Origin of the sequence: Chitinophaga agrisoli (genome assembly GCF_008386695.1) — a bacterium.
GTDB lineage: Bacteria > Bacteroidota > Bacteroidia > Chitinophagales > Chitinophagaceae > Chitinophaga > Chitinophaga agrisoli.
In genome coordinates this window covers 155,635-172,355 of the sequence record NZ_VUOC01000003.1, presented here as the reverse complement: position 1 = coordinate 172,355, position 16,721 = coordinate 155,635, and the positions used below count along the sequence as shown (strand labels likewise).

At 50.8% G+C, this 16,721-nt stretch carries 13 protein-coding genes; 6 read left to right on the top strand and 7 right to left on the bottom strand.

Features of this window, described 5'->3' with window-relative positions; translation table 11 throughout:
• Nucleotide 1: 1 nt before the first annotated feature.
• Nucleotides 2-1,192, bottom strand: a complete 1,191-nt coding sequence (gene galK / locus F0L74_RS15975; protein ID WP_149838913.1) for a galactokinase — start codon at nt 1,190-1,192, stop codon at nt 2-4.
• A gap of 65 nt (nt 1,193-1,257) precedes the next feature.
• Here galK and F0L74_RS33305 point away from each other — a divergent pair, with 65 nt between their 5' ends.
• Nucleotides 1,258-1,398, top strand: coding sequence for a hypothetical protein (locus F0L74_RS33305; RefSeq protein WP_188316035.1), 141 nt, complete (start codon nt 1,258-1,260; stop codon nt 1,396-1,398).
• Between the two features lie 96 nt (nt 1,399-1,494).
• Here the strand turns inward: F0L74_RS33305 and F0L74_RS15970 are convergent, their stop codons facing one another.
• Nucleotides 1,495-2,526: a LacI family DNA-binding transcriptional regulator gene (locus tag F0L74_RS15970; RefSeq protein ID WP_149838912.1), complete on the bottom strand. Its 1,032-nt coding sequence runs from the start codon at nt 2,524-2,526 to the stop codon at nt 1,495-1,497.
• 78 nt (nt 2,527-2,604) lie between these two features.
• Here F0L74_RS15970 and F0L74_RS15965 point away from each other — a divergent pair, with 78 nt between their 5' ends.
• The 3 genes from F0L74_RS15965 to F0L74_RS15955 all read left to right on the top strand — a co-directional run bounded on the left by F0L74_RS15965 (nt 2,605) and on the right by F0L74_RS15955 (nt 5,189).
• On the top strand, nt 2,605-3,732 hold the full coding sequence (locus F0L74_RS15965) for an acyltransferase family protein (protein WP_149838911.1): 1,128 nt from the start codon (nt 2,605-2,607) through the stop codon (nt 3,730-3,732).
• 120 nt (nt 3,733-3,852) lie between these two features.
• On the top strand, nt 3,853-4,638 hold the full coding sequence (locus F0L74_RS15960; RefSeq protein ID WP_149838910.1) for an SDR family oxidoreductase: 786 nt from the start codon (nt 3,853-3,855) through the stop codon (nt 4,636-4,638).
• A 38-nt stretch (nt 4,639-4,676) separates the two neighbouring features.
• Nucleotides 4,677-5,189: a hypothetical protein gene (locus F0L74_RS15955; RefSeq protein WP_149838909.1), complete on the top strand. Its 513-nt coding sequence runs from the start codon at nt 4,677-4,679 to the stop codon at nt 5,187-5,189.
• An 82-nt stretch (nt 5,190-5,271) separates the two neighbouring features.
• Here F0L74_RS15955 and F0L74_RS15950 read toward each other — a convergent pair whose 3' ends face one another.
• The 5 genes from F0L74_RS15950 to F0L74_RS15930 all read right to left on the bottom strand — a co-directional run bounded on the left by F0L74_RS15950 (nt 5,272) and on the right by F0L74_RS15930 (nt 15,396).
• Nucleotides 5,272-6,717 (bottom strand): SusD/RagB family nutrient-binding outer membrane lipoprotein, encoded by a 1,446-nt coding sequence (locus F0L74_RS15950; RefSeq protein ID WP_149838908.1) that lies wholly within the window; start codon nt 6,715-6,717, stop codon nt 5,272-5,274.
• 24 nt (nt 6,718-6,741) lie between these two features.
• Nucleotides 6,742-9,942 (bottom strand): SusC/RagA family TonB-linked outer membrane protein, encoded by a 3,201-nt coding sequence (locus F0L74_RS15945; RefSeq protein WP_149838907.1) that lies wholly within the window; start codon nt 9,940-9,942, stop codon nt 6,742-6,744.
• Between the two features lie 340 nt (nt 9,943-10,282).
• The gene (locus F0L74_RS15940) at nt 10,283-11,119 is read right to left on the bottom strand and encodes an N-acetylmuramoyl-L-alanine amidase (protein WP_149838906.1); all 837 of its coding nucleotides are present in this window, start codon (nt 11,117-11,119) and stop codon (nt 10,283-10,285) included.
• Nucleotides 11,120-11,208: 89 nt separating this feature from the next.
• Nucleotides 11,209-12,987: an ABC transporter ATP-binding protein gene (locus F0L74_RS15935; protein WP_149838905.1), complete on the bottom strand. Its 1,779-nt coding sequence runs from the start codon at nt 12,985-12,987 to the stop codon at nt 11,209-11,211.
• Nucleotides 12,988-13,101: 114 nt separating this feature from the next.
• Complete coding sequence (locus tag F0L74_RS15930) at nt 13,102-15,396, bottom strand: GH92 family glycosyl hydrolase (protein ID WP_149838904.1); 2,295 nt, start codon at nt 15,394-15,396, stop codon at nt 13,102-13,104.
• Nucleotides 15,397-15,553: 157 nt separating this feature from the next.
• On the opposite strand from F0L74_RS15930, the gene F0L74_RS15925 reads away from it, so the two are divergent.
• Together F0L74_RS15925 and F0L74_RS15920 are read left to right on the top strand one after the other, a co-directional pair.
• Complete coding sequence (locus tag F0L74_RS15925) at nt 15,554-15,928, top strand: hypothetical protein (protein WP_149838903.1); 375 nt, start codon at nt 15,554-15,556, stop codon at nt 15,926-15,928.
• A 9-nt stretch (nt 15,929-15,937) separates the two neighbouring features.
• Entirely contained in the window at nt 15,938-16,504 is a 567-nt protein-coding gene (locus tag F0L74_RS15920) for a hypothetical protein (RefSeq protein WP_149838902.1), read from the top strand.
• Nucleotides 16,505-16,721 lie beyond the last annotated feature (217 nt).

The following is a 16,721-nucleotide window of genomic DNA, read 5'->3' as shown; positions in this document are numbered from 1 at the left end:
GTTATATCGTTCTACATCCATCTTCAATATTGGTAACATATGCGTTTAATGGCACATTGAATTGTTGCTGATATCCGTAGCTGGCCCGTGCAATAAATTCCGGCACCGCATCTTTATTTACGATGTTGATGGTACAACCGCCAAAACCGCCGCCCATCATACGGGCGCCCAGTAAGCCCTCCTGTGATGCTGCCATTTCTACCAGCCAGTTCAGCTCTTCACAACTAACATTATATAATTTATCCAGGCCCTCATGCGTGGCGAACATACGGCGGCCAAATGCGGCCAGGTCGTTTTTCAGCAGATCGTTACAGGCATCGTGCAGCCGCTGGATCTCTTCCACTACATAACGGCAGCGGTTATAAGTAAGGGCATGGCCCGGTTTTACATATTCATCCAGCATGGCCAGACTTACATCCCTTAAACTGTTTACTTCCGGGTGATGGGCCTTCACCAACGCAACACCCTGCTCACACTCTGCACGGCGGGTATTATATTCAGAAGAAGCCAGTGAATGTTTTACCTGGGTGTCCAGCAGCACCAGGCGTACATCATCAAAGCGGAAGGGGATATATTCATACTGCATTAAGCCGCAGTCCAGCTTAATAAGGTGCTGGCGTTTGCCAAAGATACTCGCAAACTGATCCATGATGCCACAGCGTACGCCTACAAAGTTATTCTCTGCCGCCTGTGCCAGGAGGGCCTTATCCAGGTCAGAGATCTTCAGATCGAACAGCTCGTTAAGGGCAAACACCACGGCGCATTCCAGTGCCGCGGATGATGAAAGGCCGGCGCCCTGAGGAATGTTGCCGCCAAAAGCACATTCGAAGCCGGCTATGGGGTAGCCGCGCTGCTGCAGCTGTTGTACTACGCCCAGCAGGTAGTCTGGCCAGTGGCGGGGGGACGGCTGCAGGTCATCCAGGCTACCGCTGTAATGATCGTCCATATCCAGCGCATGGAAACGTAGCTGACGGTCGTTACGTTTGATAATGCCGAGGTAAATGGCTTTATCGATGGCTGCAGGGAGTACAAAACCGTTATTATAGTCCGTGTGCTCGCCAATGAGGTTAATACGGCCGGCGGCGCGTACGATCAGGGGAGCGGCGTCAAAATTCGCTTCACAAAATGCCTGGAGGGCCGCTGCCGGGCTGGAAGACTCGTGGATGGCAGGCTGTATGTCTGGTGATTGCATGTGGAACTGATTAGTTTACGGTAATCGATTACGTTAATAGTACCAATAGTTTTAAAGTAAACGGAATGGGAATAAAAGTAATCGATTACTTTGGTATTGCAAAGGGAATTTTTGGGCGGAGGCGGCGGCAGCGGAAGAAGGGCGCGGGGGGAAGCGGGAGCAGCAGCGGCGCATGGCGGCTGGCCGGAGGCGATGCCGGGCTGTAGATGGGCCACAGTGGAAGAAGGCGGTGGCGAGCATGTTGGAAGGAAGCGCCGGAAACCGGTATGGTAGATGACGTGAGGGCGGTCTGACAGCAGCCCCTACCCCCTGCGCTGGCTGGATTGCCGGAATACCGGTACCGGTTCCAGGATGATCTTAGACTTGGTATTATATTTCACAGCTCCTTTTCCCTCCTCTATCAGCTCCAGCAGGAGCTTAAAAGCTTCTTTTCCCATCTGTACCGTTTGCTGGTCAATACTGCTGAGGCTGGGGGTAATATGCTCGCCAAAGGCTTCATTAGCAAAACCCACCACGCCAAAGTCGGCGGGAATGATGATCTGCCGGTCCTTCAGCTCCTTAATGGCCCCCAGGGCGGAGAAATCCTCTACGGCAAATACCGCATCAGGCGGGTTGGATAATTCCAGGAAATGGCGGATGGCCTGGCGGCCGGCCTCAATAGATACATTTCCATTATAGATAAGGTCATCCTCTATGGACATATTGTTGGCGCTGAGCGCGGCCTTGTACCCTTCCAGGCGGTCGCGGAATATTTTGAGGTGCTGTTGTCCGGCAATGTGGGCTATCCGCTGGTAGCCCTGGTGTATCAGGTGCTCCGTGGCGTAATAAGCGCCTTTATAGTCATCTACCACCACGGAGGGTATATTGAGGCTGTCGTTAGCGCGGTCAAAGAAAACGAGGGGCAGACCGCGCTCCTTTATCTCCAGGTAGTGCCGGAAATTGGTGGTTTCCTTGGCTACGGAGGCCAGTATGCCATCTACCCTGGAACCCAGGAAAGTGGAAATGCCTTTTTGTTCAAACTCCGGCAGCTCATTGGATTGATAGATGAGCACATTATAGCCATGGTTATTGGCCATGTTCTCGATGCCGTGTATCACAGAGCCAAAGAAGTTGATCTCTGCGCTGGGGATGATCACGCCTATGATATTGGTACGGCCGGCGCGTAGTGAATAAGCGATACGGTCACGGTGATAATTCATTCGCTCCGCGGCCGCCTGCACGAGCTTACGCGTATCCTCGCTGGTACCTTTACGGTTGTTCAGCGCCCTGGATACGGTAGCCCCTGTAAGGTTTAACTCCCTGGCAATATCAGCTATGGTTACTTTATGACTCACCCCTTTTTTCAACTAAAGTAGGAAAAAGTGGCGGTTAGTAATTTTTTTGCGTAATATTCGGAATTAATTCCATCTCCTATGTCGTCAGCACCACAACGTTTCCTACCACTGGATGTATTCCGGGGCATGACTGTTTGCTTTATGATCATTGTAAATACACCGGGCACGGAAGATATCTTTGCGCCGTTACGGCATGCCCACTGGCATGGCTGTACGCCTACTGACCTGGTGTTCCCCTCCTTCCTGTTTGCGGTAGGTAATGCCATGAGCTTTAGCATGCGTAAGTATGAAGCGCTGGGTACGGCTGCGGTATTGAGCAAAATACTCCGCCGGACCTTTCTCATTTTCCTATTGGGTTTTCTGATGTACTGGCTGCCCTTTGTGCGGCATAGCGCAGATGGTGGCTGGGAGTTTATTCCTGCCGGTGATACCCGTATCCTGGGCGTATTACAACGTATTGCGCTTTGTTATGGACTGGCCTCCCTGATGATCTATTTTCTGCCTAAAAAGGGCGTATGGGCACTGTCCATTATCCTGCTCTTAGGCTATTGGTTTATCCTTTGGCAGTTTGGTCAACCCGGCGATCCTTACAGCCTGCATGGCAACGCCGTGCTTCGTTTTGACCGCTGGATCATGGGCGACCGCCACCTGTATAAAGGCGAAGGCTTCCCGTTTGACCCCGAGGGTTTTCTGAGTACGCTGCCCGCTATTGTGAATGTGGTAGCCGGTTATTACACCGGCCTGTTTGTGCAGCAGCAGGGTAAGACCATGGATGGTTTAAAAAAGCTGATCTTAGCCGGCGTGGCGCTGATCATAGTGGCCCAGTTGTGGAACCTGGCCCTGCCTATCAACAAAAAGATCTGGACCAGCTCTTATGTGCTGTATACTGTCGGTATAGACCTGTTATTATTGTCTTTACTCATTTTCATAATAGATTTCAAACAACAAACGGGCTGGACCGGCTTTTTCACTGTGTTTGGCAAAAACCCGCTGTTCCTGTACCTGTTGTCAGAAGTGCTGGTCATCTTCCTGTACTTTATACAGGCTGGCAGCAACGGCTCCCTGTATGCCTGGATCAATAACCACGTGTTCCAGCCCATTGCGCCCGGTAAAGTAGGCTCCCTGCTGTTTGCTTTGGCGTATATGTTATTGTGCTGGAGCGTAGGTAAAATACTGGACAGCAAGCGCATCTATGTGCGTGTATAAATATTGTTACCCAATAATCAGCAGCGCTAACAACTAATTAACGAATATCAATTTGAAAACACTGATATTCAATAGTTAGGAGGACTTTCGATCTCTGATTATTCACTAAATTGCGGATCCATGGAAATCTCATTAAAAGGAAAAACAGCCCTTGTGTGCGGGAGCTCACAGGGTTTAGGATTAGCTGCAGCCAGAGAGCTGGCAGCATCCGGCGCAGAATGTATCCTGATGGCCAAGACAGAAGCCAAGTTACAGAAGGCGGTAGCCTCACTGGATACCAGCGCACAGCAGCAACATCATTATGTAATAGCCGATTTCCGTGACCCCTCCTGGGTGGAGCAGATGGTGAACTCCCTTACGGAGAGCCGGACCATCCACATCCTGGTGAACAACACCGGCGGACCAACGCCGGGACCTATCCTGGAAGCCAAGGTACATGCGTTTACGGACGCCTATAACCAGCACCTGATATGCAATCATATCCTGTCGCAGGCTGTGATCCCAGGTATGACGGCAGCAGGTTATGGCCGGATCATCAACATCATTTCCACCTCCGTAAAAACCCCGTTAAAGAACCTGGGGGTATCCAATACCACCCGCTGGGCCGTGGCAGCCTGGGCCAAAACAATGGCCAATGAGCTGGCGCCATATGGTATTACGGTCAATAACGTACTGCCGGGCGCAATGGCCACGGGCCGCCTGCGCGCCGTGCTAAAGTCACAGGCGGAAACCAAGAGTATGAGCGAGGAAGACGTAGAACGGGAATGGCTGGCGGAAATTCCTATGAAACGCTTTGGACAACCGCAGGAGCTGGGTAACCTGGTCGCCTTCCTGGCCTCTCCCGCCGCCAGTTACATTACAGGCACCAATATTGCAGTAGATGGGGGCAGAACGCCGGCGCCGTGATCCGGTGGAGGAATTCATCTACAGAACAGATTTTGCTTATGAACACTATCACTTTAAGACGGATGGTCTTATTAGCCGGCGTGGTATTAGCCGCCGCCTGTGGCCAGCCATCCTCCAACAAAACAAACAATGATGCTTCCGCAACGGATACAGATACCACTGCGAAGCCTATTACCGCGGTGCCGGACCTGGGCACTCCCCCAGCCGTGCCGGACACCCAGTTCGTTATCGTGGACTCTATGGTGAACATCCAGGTAAATAATGTTGCAGTAGCCCGGCGGCCTGGCGCGTTTGACAGCACTTTGGCTGATTATTGGCTGCAGTGTTATAACGGCACGCAAAAGCTGCCTAAGTTCCTGCGATTTAAATACCAGGGCACGGTCATGATGGGCGCGCGTGGTAATTTAATGGATGCGGTGGTGCATGTACAGGATTCTGTGAAGGACTATATATCTAAAGAAAAATTCCAGCAGGAGTTTCACCGGATCGATCCCAGTCATCAGAAAGAGCTGGAGGAGATGTACCCGGTGTTGTTTCAGAAAAGGTTGTAGTCAAACGGATAGCTTATAAAGCACAAAGCTGAAAGTCGCGATGCTTTCAGCTTTGTGCTTTTTTATTGATGTACATATGTGCTTAGTACCTGTCAAACCATACTTTGGTCGTCAGCAGGTCCGGGCCTTGCACGTTCACTGCGTCCCTGTAGTTAATACGGTTTACCGCCTGCTCTGTGGAGGGGTATGTTAACCGTACGGGCATAGCGCCATTCAACACGCCAGCATAGGCGGGCGTAAGTTGCGGGTAATCCAGGCGGCGCCATTCTGCAAAGGCTTCCAGGCCATCGCCAAATAAGGCTAGCCATTTCTGGTCACCTATGGATTGTTTGAAATTAGCGGCATTATACGCCAGGGCGGGCTGCTGGAGATAGGCATTGACGTCGTTGTCTGTAACGCCGTACTGCTTCAACGAAGCCGTTATCGCCTGGCCATAATAGGTGGCAGCGCTGCCGGTGAGCCAGCCTCTTTGTGCTGCCTCCGCTTTTATAAAGAGCAGTTCTGCATAGCTGAACAGCACTGCCGGCGCCGCGGTAGCGGTGAAAACAGCTCCGGCATCGGAGGTGCGGTCAAAGCCCAGGTGTGCGGCAGAATCTGTGGACAAGCCATTGGTCACGCCAATGATCAGGTGCACGCTGGTATCCTTGGGAAATGCGGCGTAGATGGTGAGGCGCGGATCATTGAGCGCTTTCAGCTTGTCTACGATGGCTTTACTGATACGGTAGTCATTCCGGGTTTCGCGGTTGCGGCCTACCGGGTTCTGGTTAGGAGATGCGCCGTATATCAGCTGTACGTTCTCCAGGTTACTGGAGATCAGCTGGCTATCATCCGCCCCTATCTCTGTAAATACAGCCTTGGCCGCGTCTGGCAGGCGGTCTGCGATGCGGATGGCGATGCGCAGGCGTAAGGAATTGGCGAACTTCTTCCATCCCAACATGCTGCCATCCAGCAGCACATCGCCCTGTATGGGATTACCGGTAACATCTATCAGCGATACGGCAGTCTTTAACTCTGCCAGCAGGCCGGTATAGATATCTTCCTGTTTATCATACACAGGCGTAAGGTATTTTTCAATACTGGCGGCCTGTTTGTAAGGTACATTGCCATACAGGTCTGTTACCACCTGGAACAGCCAGGAGCGCATGATGAGGCCCACCGCTTTATAATTGGGATTGGGCAGGCTATCCCCTAACTGTATGAGGGTGGTGAAGTCCTGGATCCCTTGTGCGTAAAAGTTACTCCATATGGTTTGGATGCCGGCGGCGGCAGGTATGTAACGGTCAGGATCTGTATACTGGATCTTGGACCAATACTGCACGTAGAGCAGAGAGGCTTCCATGGCGGCATCATTGCCCCAGTAGGTATCTACATTGGCTTTGATGCCATTGCTCAGCAGGTAGTCCGGCTGTACGATGTTGGATTCATTCGGGTTCTGGTTGATGCGCTCCAGCTGTTTCTGGCAACTACCCAGCAGCACGATCAATGCCAATGCTAACCCTGAGGTATATATTAGATGTAGTTTTTTCATGTTTTATCAGTTTCGCGTTCACAATTAGAAGGAGGCCCTCAGGTTAATACCAAAGCTACGGGCAGTAGGGATCTGCAATGTTTCCAGACCCTGGCCGTTGCCGGTGTTGAAAGCTGTTTCCGGATCAATGTTGGGCACTTTCTTATCAATATACCAGAGGTTGCGGCCAGTGAGCGTTATGGTCAGGTCCTGCATTTTCAGATGGCTGATAAGGGCGTTAGGGAAGGTATAACCGACCCTAACCTCCCGCAGTTTGATAAAGGAAGCGTCGTATACGCTGCTTTCATTGAGAGAGCTATTGTATACTGCCTTGTAGTAAGACTGCGCGGGCAGTATGGTAGTATTCTTTTTGCCGTCTTTTGTAACGCCATCAAAAATGATCCCGTCATCGTATACGATGGCGCCACCAGGTGCAGCTGCATCATAGCTGGCCAGCTGTACGGGTATGGCCTTCTTGTCATTGCCAGGGTAATAGTAAGGTAGGCCGCCATGATCCCTGTCGCGGCCGGGCAGGCTTTGTTTCAGCACACCGGTGTAGATACCGGTGTAGTTAGTACCGGACCAGATGGAACCACCTTGTTTGGTATCGATCAGGAAGCTAACGCTTACGCCTTTGAAAGAGAAGGCGTTGTTTATGCTGCCTATCCATTTGGGGGTATAATAGCCCAGGATCTTTTTATTGGGATCGATGGAAGGAGCGCCGGACGCGTCTACCAGGATCTGCCCCTGTTCATTACGCAGGTATGCTTTGCCAAACAGGGCGCCATAACGCTGGCCCTTGCTGGCCAGTACCTGTATGTTGCCGCTGCTGCCCAGTACATAATCATTCAGGAAACCTTCTTTATCCAGTTCAACTACTTTGCTGATATTTTTAGAGTAGTTCACATTCACATCCCAGCGGAAACCGGAGGCAGTGCTTACAGGCGTGAGGCCTAAGGTTACTTCCACACCGTGGTTGTTGATCTCGCCGGCATTGAGCAGCTTTTTCAGGTAGCCGGTGGTAGGGCTTACATCTGCCAGCAGGATCTGGTTACGGCTGCTGGAGTTGTAATAGGTTACATCCAGGCGAACGATATCTTTGAACAGGGCTATCTCCGCGCCCAGTTCCGTAGCGGTGGTGATCTCCGGTTTCAGGTCTTCTTTCAGGAATTTATCAGACACCGTTAATAACGGGTTGTTATCAAAGGGCTGATTGAAGGGATAAGTATTGATCAGCTGATAAGGATCGGTATCCTTACCTACCTGCGCCCAACCGCCGCGGATCTTTAACATGGAGATCACGTTGCTCTGCAGGTGCAGCGCTTCGCTCAACACCAGGCTGGCGTTCACGGACGGATAGAAATAGGAGTTATTACCCCTGGGCAGTGTGGATGACCAGTCATTACGCGCTGTCAGGTTCAGGAACGCATACTCCTTATAACCCAGTTGTGCAGAGGAGAAAAGGCTGTATACCCGCAGTTTGGAGAAATAGTTGGTGGAGATCACCGGGTCGCGGGAGTTATTGAGCGTATACAGGTCTTTTACGGCCAATCTGGGCGCCTGCTGGTAGTTGTTCTCGATCTGGTTAGTGCGTATGTTACCACCAGCGAGTACATCCAGGTTCAGGTCTTTAGTAAGCCTGCGGGTGGCATTCAATGTAAATTCACCATTGGTCTCATTTACATTATAAGCGTCTTCTGTGTAGGAACCATAAGGGGTGCCATTGGTGCCATAAGCCACTTTGTATTTACGACGATCGTTGTAAGTATCTGTACCAATACGCAGGTTAGCTGTTAACCAATTTAATACCTGGTATGAGAGGCGGGCGTTACCAAAGAAGCGGTTACGCTGCTGGGCCACGGTATTTTCGTACTGCAGCCAGTAAGGATTGCTGTAGTAGCTATGGTTCCAGTTATAGTCATTACCCTTGGCGTCTTTATAGTTGCGCAGCAGGCGGGTATCTACCTGGCGGCCAAACCATATAAACTGGAGCGGCACGCTGTTGGCCCTTTTACCATCTACGCCCGGCAGGTTATCTGCTCCGCCGCGGATATAGCTGCCGTAAGTGCTTAAGGTAAGCTGAGGCGCAATGCGGTAAGTGCTGTTTACGGTAAAAGTGTTGCGGGTGATGCCGGTATTGGGTAGCAGGCCGGTTTGTTTGGTGTTGTTATAGGAAAAGCGGTAGTCCAGCTTTTCGTTGCTGCCGGACAGCGCCAGGCCGTTATTCAATGAATAGCCGGTCTCGTAAAAATCGCGCACATTATTAGGATGGGATTCCCAGGGGGCAGGCTCGCCGTTGGAAAAGAACTGGGGTATTTCCAGCCCCTGGTCCAGCTTAGGACCCCAGCTTTCGTCCACGCCATCATTAATACCGCCACCTTTACCATCTACATACTCAAACTCTCCGCCGGAGCCCTGGCCGTAGGAATTCTGGTATTCCGGCAGTACCAGCAATTTAGACATAGTAGCGCTGGAGTTAACGGTGATACCCAGGCCTTTGGTACCGCGGCCGGTCTTTGTTTTAAGCACCAGTACGCCATTGGCTGCGCGGGAACCGTACAGCGCCGCGGCGTTGGGCCCTTTTAACACGCTCAGGGACTCAATATCATCTGGGTTCAGATCAGAAATAGCATTGGGGAAGTCGCGGGCAGTGGCAATGCCTACGCCCAGCTGGCTGTTATCCACCGGGATACCGTCCAGCACAAATAAGGGCTGGTTGTTGCCGGCAATAGAGGTCTCGCCCCTTATAACAATACGGGAGGAGCCCAGATCACCCTGGCTACTGGTGATATTCACGCCGGCTATTTTACCGGACAGGGCATTTACCAGGTTGGTTTCCCTGGCCTCTGTAATGTCCCTTGATTTGAGTTCCTGTACGGAATAACCCAGGGATCTTTTCTCGCGGGAGATACCCAGGGCCGTTACCACTACTTCCTGCAGTTTACTTTCTGCGCTTTCGAGCGCTACGTTAATAACTTTTGAATTGTTCACTGGTACATCTACGCCGGTATAGCCGATGTAGGAAAAATGCAGGGTGTCTGTGGCGCCGGCAGCGATGGAGAATTTTCCATCTGCATCCGTAGAGGCGCCTTTGCTGGTGCCCTTTACTGTGACAATAGCGCCTGGCACGCGCTGGGCGTCTGCCTTAAAGGTGACCACGCCCGAGATTTTTGTATCCTGGGCATAGCCTGCCTGTAGCCAAAGCAGCAGCGCCAGCAGAGATACCATTGTTCGTAAAAATTTCATGATAGAACTGGTTTTAGTTTTTGGACAAAAGAAGGACAGCTTGCGGCATAGTACGCAAGTGAGGGCGGCTGCGCCCTTTATAATAAATGCTCAATTAAATAATAAGAATGCTGTTAACATGCGCCCCAACAGGGCATACAATGAGTGAAAGATGTTCCGGTAGACTGTTTGCTACAGTGATGTACAGCCGATATTACCCAGGTGATATGATCTGTATCAGTTATCATTCTTTTACAGCATGGATTTATGTTACAGGGGCAAAAGTATAACATAATCTATAAATCTACAAACTTTATGGACTAACTGGATATAATTATCCACAAAAAAGGCCGGCGGCCCATTACTGACTCTGCTCCATCACGCTAAACAGGATCTTTTTCTCTCCATCACTAAGCAGGGTACCTGTGGTAGAATCCGCCGGTACAAAATGCCTTTTAAAGGCAGCTATAGCGGCGCTGCTGTCTGCTTTTACATTATAGCCCACAATACGTAATGCCTGCAGGGCATTAAAGGGCTCTGGCACCATCACGGTAGTAGTATCAGCATACCAGAGGCCAAAACCTTTTTCTGCCAGCTGTTGCCAGGGGAAGTACGCATTGGGGTCTACTTTGCGGCCGGGGGCAATATCGCCGTGCCCTATGAAATTGGCTGCGGGGATGGCATAACGGTGTTTGAGGGTATCCAGCAGCACCAGCAGGCTGCGGATCTGGGGCGGGGAAAACGGCTCATAGCCATTGTTGTCCAGCTCAATGCCAATAGATGAGGAGTTAACATCGGTAAGGTTGCCCCATTTGGCTATGCCGCCATGCCAGGCGCGCAGGTAATCATTAAGCATCTGGTGCACTACGCCGTCTTTACAGATCACGTAGTGCGCGCTTACCTGTGTACGGGGCATGGTAAAGGTTTGCAGGGTTTGATCGCAACTGTTCTGCGCCGTATGGTGGATAATGACATAATTAGGCTTACGCATGCTAAAATTAGTAGTGCCGGCCCACCAGGTAACTGCCGGCACAGAGTCCATATATACCGGGGCAGGTTGCTGGCGCAGGGTTTTGGCAAACGCCTTTGTCTGCTGTTTATATAGCTTATTGGTAGTAGCGTAGGGGGATTGCGCGCAGCTATACAGCAATACGCTCCATACTATATAGTGTATCCGGTTGAAAGCACGGTTTATCATTGGTTGCATTTATGAGTGATAGTTGTTATTTGAGTGGTTTTCCGGGCTGATAACTATATCAAAACCAACAGTTATGCCAAAAAGTTCGGTTATTGGTAATGTTTGCCCAGGGTATCCCTCTGGTGCTTCCAAAGTTCCTGAAAAACAGGGCTGTTATCCCGCAGGTGCTCAAAAGTCCCTTCGTCTATGATATGCCCCTGCTGCATAATATATACGTAATCAAACTGTCCCAGCAGGTGCAGGCGGTGCATGGAGGAAATGATGGCTTTATCTGCAAATGCCTTGAATAATTTATCATAGATCATGGCCTCTGTCTTTGGGTCTACGCTGCTGGTGGGCTCGTCCAGCAGTACTACCTCGCTTTCCCGGGCGGCCAGTATGCCGCGGGACAGGGCCAGGCGCTGTTTTTGTCCGCCGGAGAGGTTAACGCCTTTTTCCCGGATATCAGATTCCAGGCCTTGCGGCAAATGTTTGATCACATCTGTAAAATGGGCGCTTTCGCAAACCTCCAGGATATCTGCCTCCGTAAAGGGCAGGCCCAGGGTCACATTGTAGGCGATGGTGTTCTCAAATATTTCCGGCTCCTGCGGGAACAGGGTAACGGTCTCGTTCAGGGTGGCCAGCTCATAGGGCAAACCATCCACCGTGAGCGCCATACCCGGCTGGGGGTTGTATAGTCCCCTTAATAGGGATAGCAGGGTACTTTTACCACTGCCGCTCTCCCCTATCAGGGCAATACGTTTGCCACGCGGAATGGTGATATTGAGCCTGTGCAGGCTTTGCGGGGCATGTGCCGCGTCGTACAACTCGCGGTGGGAGAAGCTGAGATCCTTTATATGGATGGCCTGCCATTGGGCCGGCAGGTCTGTGGGCGCATCGGGACGATGTTGTTTTTTGAAGGCTTCGTCTATATTGGCGGCGGTTTGCACGTAGGTGTTATACTGGGTAATGTCTGTATACTGCCAGGCAAAATCGTAGAAGACGGTGGTAAACTGGTTTACATATCCCAACAGCGTTACCAGGCCTGCCACATAAAACACCTGGCCCGGCTTCCAGTACTGTGAAACATATCCTACTGCCACCACGCAATAGATCACCGCTACCATTATATCCGCTACAAACCATTTCCATTCGTTGATGCGCACATTCTTTTTAAAGGGAGGCAGGATCTGCTGTACTTTAGCCAGCAGGCCGATTTCCATGCTTTTCTCCAGCCGCAGGGTGATCACCGTCATGATATTGGAAAGACTGTCAAACAATGTAGAAGATACTACGTGCTCCTTTTCGTTCACATCTTCCAGCGTTTTGATGAAGGGTTTATCAAACTTAAAGATCAGCCAGATGTTCAGCGCGCCCAGCACCACGCCGATAGTGCCGAACAAGGGAGAGAAATATACCATGGCCACCACTGAAAATATAAGCTTGGCCAGGGCCCGCAGGTACATAAACCCATGATCAAAAAAGTTCTTCAGGGCTTCGTATGCTTTGCGGATACGGTTGATGGTAGCCCCGCTATGGTGATCCTGGTGCCATTTTACCGGCAGGTGCAATACCTGGTGATAACGTTCCTGCAGGAAATTGCGGCTAAGGTTAAAAGCCAACTCCCGTTCCATTACGCGGGCGGGACCATGAAAGCACCATTCCAGCACTTTTAACCCAAAATAGCTGGCCGCGTACAGGAATGCATAATGCAGTACCTGCTGCGTATCCCGCTGAATCTTGTTAATGAACCAGCCCAACAGCACCGGGTACAAAGCGTAAATAACGCTGGAGCAAATGAACATGGCGTATACCAGCACATATTTTTTACGTTCCTGCCGCGCATAACGCCAGGCGGTACGCAACAGGGATATATATGGGTTTGCCATAACGGTGTTAGATTAGATAAGCTACAAAGATACAAGAAGCGGGGAAAGAAGGTAGCGGAGGGGAGGGATAAAGTATGAGGCAAGCAATGCTTACCTCATACTTTGTTATAAAGCTTATTTTGACTTTTCATCGCGGGAGAAAGAGTACGGCGCAGCGGCGGGAGCTGTGCCACGGCTCTTATTGGGGGTAGCGCTCATGGTAAAGTTGAGCGTGCCGCCCTGTTGGAGCAGGCTATGATCCAGCCAGTTCTTTGTATAGGCCTGGCCATTCACTTTCAGGTCCTGTACGTAGCGGTTGTCCGCATTATTTTCCGGCGCGGAGATCACCAGCTTTTTACCGCTTTCCATAGTAACGGTGGCCTTCTTAAAGAGGGGCGCGCCTATTACGTATTGCTGGGTGCCGGGACAAACCGGGTAAAAGCCCAGCGCGGTGAATACATACCAGGCGGAGGTTTGACCGTTATCTTCATCGCCGCAGTAGCCATCCGGCGTGGGCAGGTAAAGGCGGTTCATTACTTCGCGCAACCAGTACTGGCTCTTCCAGGGCTGACCAGCGTAGTTATACAGGTAGATCATGTGCTGGATGGGCTGGTTACCATGTGCATACTGGCCCATGTTCATGATCTGCATTTCGCGGATCTCGTGGATCACGGCGTTATAATAGCTTTCGTCGAACACAGGGCGCATCTTGAATACGGAATCCAGCATGGAGGCGTATACATCGCGGCCGCCCATCAGGTCCATATGACCCTGAACATCATGGAATACGGACCAGCTGTAATGCCAGGCGTTACCTTCTGTATAAGCATCACCCCATTTGAAAGGATTGAAAGGCGTTATGAATTTGCCGTCCTTCGTCTTGCCGCGCATCAGCTTTGTTTCCGGGTCAAATACATTGCGGTAGTTCTGACAGCGTTTGGCAAAACGGGCAATTTCGTCTGCCGGGCGTTTCAGCGCTTTAGCCAGCTGGTAGATGGTGAAATCGTCATATCCATACTCCAGGGTACGGGCTATATTCTCATTCACTTTTACATCATAAGGTACATATCCCAGCTCGTTATAATATTTAACACCCAGGCGGCCTACGGAAGACAGCGGGCCTTCGTTCTCGGTATTTTTCAGGATGGCTTCGTAAGCAGTATTGATATCAAAGCCTTTGATGCCTTTCAGGTAGGCGTCTGCAATGATGGAGGCAGAGTTGGAGCCGATCATACAGTCACGGTGACCGGGGCTGGCCCATTCCGGCAACCAGCCGCTCTCTTTATAAGCGTTCACCAGTCCTTCCATGATGTGCCCGTCCATAGTGGGGTACAGCAGGGTAAAGAAGGGGAACTCAGAGCGGAAGGTATCCCAGAAACCGTTGTCCGTGAACATATAACCCGGCAGCACCTGGCCATTATAGGGGCTGTAGTGCACTACCTGGCCCTTGCTGTCCATTTCATAGAACTTGCGGGGGAAGAGCATGGCCCTGTAGAGGCAGGAGTAGAAAGTGCGGGTCTGGTCAACCGTACCGCCTTCTACCGCAATGCGGCCCAGCTCCTTATTCCAGGCAGCTTTGGCTTTCTGCTCTATAGCAGCAAAATCGCTGTTGCCTATCTCCTGCTGGAGGTTCAGCTCTGCCTGTTCCGGGCTGATAAAGGAGGATGCTACTTTTACATTCACCTTTTCCCCTTGTTTAGTAGCAAAGCCTACTACGGCGCCTACATGGTTATCTTTTGCCTCCAGCTGGCCGTTTGACAGCGTTTTGTTGGCAAAAGTACCCTGATAGGTGAAGGGTTTATCAAAATAAAGCACAAAATAGTTCTTGAAATTGGCCGGTACGCCGCCGCTGTTTTTGGTGGTGTAGCCAATGATCTTACCCTCGCCGGGGATCACCTTGATGTAGGAGCCTTTATCCAAGGCGTCTATCACCACAAAAGCGCTATCTGTAGCCGGGAAGGTAAAACGCAGGCGGGCCGCCCTTTCTGTAGGCGTAATTTCCGTGGTTACGTCATGGTCTGCCAGGTATACACTGTAATAGTAAGGTTTGGATATTTCCGCTTTATGGGAGAACCAGCTGGCCCTTTCATCTTCGTTAAAGCGGATCTTACCCGTAATAGGCATGATGGCAAACTGGCCATAGTCATTGATCCAGGGGCTGGGCTGGTGCGTTTGTTTAAAACCGCGCAGCTTTTCTGCATCATAGGTGTAAGCCCAGCCATCCCCCATTTTGCCGGTCTGGGGCATCCAGAAGTTCATTCCCCACGGGCAGGCAATAGCCGGGTAGGTATTACCATTGGATAAGCGGTGGCTGGAGGCGGTGCCCATCAGCGGGTTTACCCAGTCCGCCGGATCTGTGATCCTGTCCACTGTTTGTGCCTGTGCCCAGCAGGAAGCCAGCATCAGCGCAGATACGATCAATTTCCTCATAGTACGATAAACGTGTTTATTAGCGATAAAGGTTGTAAAAATAATCGTTCAGGGGAATGTTGGGCGTAATTTTTATAAATACGGGCCAGGCCCTGCTTTGAATTATTTACGTTATATTTGTTATAAGCATTATATAACCCCAATAATCACTTTTATCATGAACACGAATACCCCAAAGACCCTCGCCTTTGTTATCATTGGTATACTGGTCGTTAATCTTGGAATGAACCTATTTGGCTCCAACAAAGGGCTGAAAGAAGCGGTGCGTAACCTGGAAACGGCGCGTAAACGACTGGATACCGCACTGGTGCAGCTACAGACCACCGGCAGCATGCTGGACTCCATACAGGCCAACCTGGAACAGCAACGCACCCTGATCAATGACATCCGTTTCAGGACAGAGCTGATGGACCTGGAAAAAAGAGTTAGGGACGAACGCAGTAAAGTCAAAATAGACAGCATCAAGGACCGGATAAAGGTATTAAGCACCTATCAGCCCACAGATGATATCATTACTGAAGAACTGAAATAAATACACCCCATGAGAACGAATATCAAATGCTGCCTGCTGTTGCTGGCGGGCTTGTTGCCCATGCTGCCTGTATGCGGGCAGGGCAAGCTGAAATTCTTCAATACCTGTGCCGGCAGCAGCAATTACCGGCTTACCCGCGGAGATACCGTTATTATACAATGTGACAGCAGCCTGCTGATGAACAGCCGTAATTTCCGGATCTATGAAGCCGCCTACAAGCAGAGTAAAAAGGGCAACAGCGGGGAGCTGCTGCGCTCTTACGAGGCGTTGGTACAGCAGCAGGATACCATGATCAATAACGGCACGCGGGATTATGCCGCCCTGCGGCTCAGGTTCGATTCCCTGGCCAATAGCTCCATTGCCGCCCTGGACCGCACCAGCAAGGATATTGGCGTGGTAAAGGACAGCATCAACAATGTATCCATGCAGCTGAACCAAACGCAGGTGATCATTGGCGACGCTATTAAAACGGTGAATGATGAGCGCAGGAAAAGTTTCCTTAACAAATTGTACTGGGGTATAGGCGGCCTGGGCATAGGCGTGGCAGTGGCCGGCATCATTGGGCTGGCAAACTGAGACTACCCATCCGCCTATATCAAATTTTGTTTAATTAACCCGGGCAACGCTTTGCCACGGGACCCCGTATTAAAAGAAATTCGTATTATTATAAACGGATAGCGGAGGGCTTTACCGACTATTTTGAGCTTTTCGTCGACCCATTTGCACAAATACACTTTTTTAGCGTTTATATATAAAACTGATCACTACCATTGTGCCAGTGGTATGTGGAAAG

Excerpts from the sequence above, each read along its gene's own strand:
- F0L74_RS15940 (WP_149838906.1), bottom strand. The coding sequence starts at position 11,119 with ATGATAAACCGTGCTTTCAACCGGATACACTATATAGTATGGAGCGTA.
- F0L74_RS15950 (WP_149838908.1), bottom strand. The coding sequence starts at position 6,717 with ATGAAAAAACTACATCTAATATATACCTCAGGGTTAGCATTGGCATTG.
- F0L74_RS15925 (WP_149838903.1), top strand. The coding sequence starts at position 15,554 with ATGAACACGAATACCCCAAAGACCCTCGCCTTTGTTATCATTGGTATA.
- F0L74_RS15960 (WP_149838910.1), top strand. The coding sequence starts at position 3,853 with ATGGAAATCTCATTAAAAGGAAAAACAGCCCTTGTGTGCGGGAGCTCA.
- F0L74_RS15935 (WP_149838905.1), bottom strand. The coding sequence starts at position 12,987 with ATGGCAAACCCATATATATCCCTGTTGCGTACCGCCTGGCGTTATGCG.
- galK (WP_149838913.1), bottom strand. The coding sequence starts at position 1,192 with ATGCAATCACCAGACATACAGCCTGCCATCCACGAGTCTTCCAGCCCG.
- F0L74_RS15945 (WP_149838907.1), bottom strand. The coding sequence starts at position 9,942 with ATGAAATTTTTACGAACAATGGTATCTCTGCTGGCGCTGCTGCTTTGG.
- F0L74_RS15955 (WP_149838909.1), top strand. The coding sequence starts at position 4,677 with ATGAACACTATCACTTTAAGACGGATGGTCTTATTAGCCGGCGTGGTA.
- F0L74_RS33305 (WP_188316035.1), top strand. The coding sequence starts at position 1,258 with ATGGGAATAAAAGTAATCGATTACTTTGGTATTGCAAAGGGAATTTTT.
- F0L74_RS15920 (WP_149838902.1), top strand. The coding sequence starts at position 15,938 with ATGAGAACGAATATCAAATGCTGCCTGCTGTTGCTGGCGGGCTTGTTG.
- F0L74_RS15930 (WP_149838904.1), bottom strand. The coding sequence starts at position 15,396 with ATGAGGAAATTGATCGTATCTGCGCTGATGCTGGCTTCCTGCTGGGCA.
- F0L74_RS15965 (WP_149838911.1), top strand. The coding sequence starts at position 2,605 with ATGTCGTCAGCACCACAACGTTTCCTACCACTGGATGTATTCCGGGGC.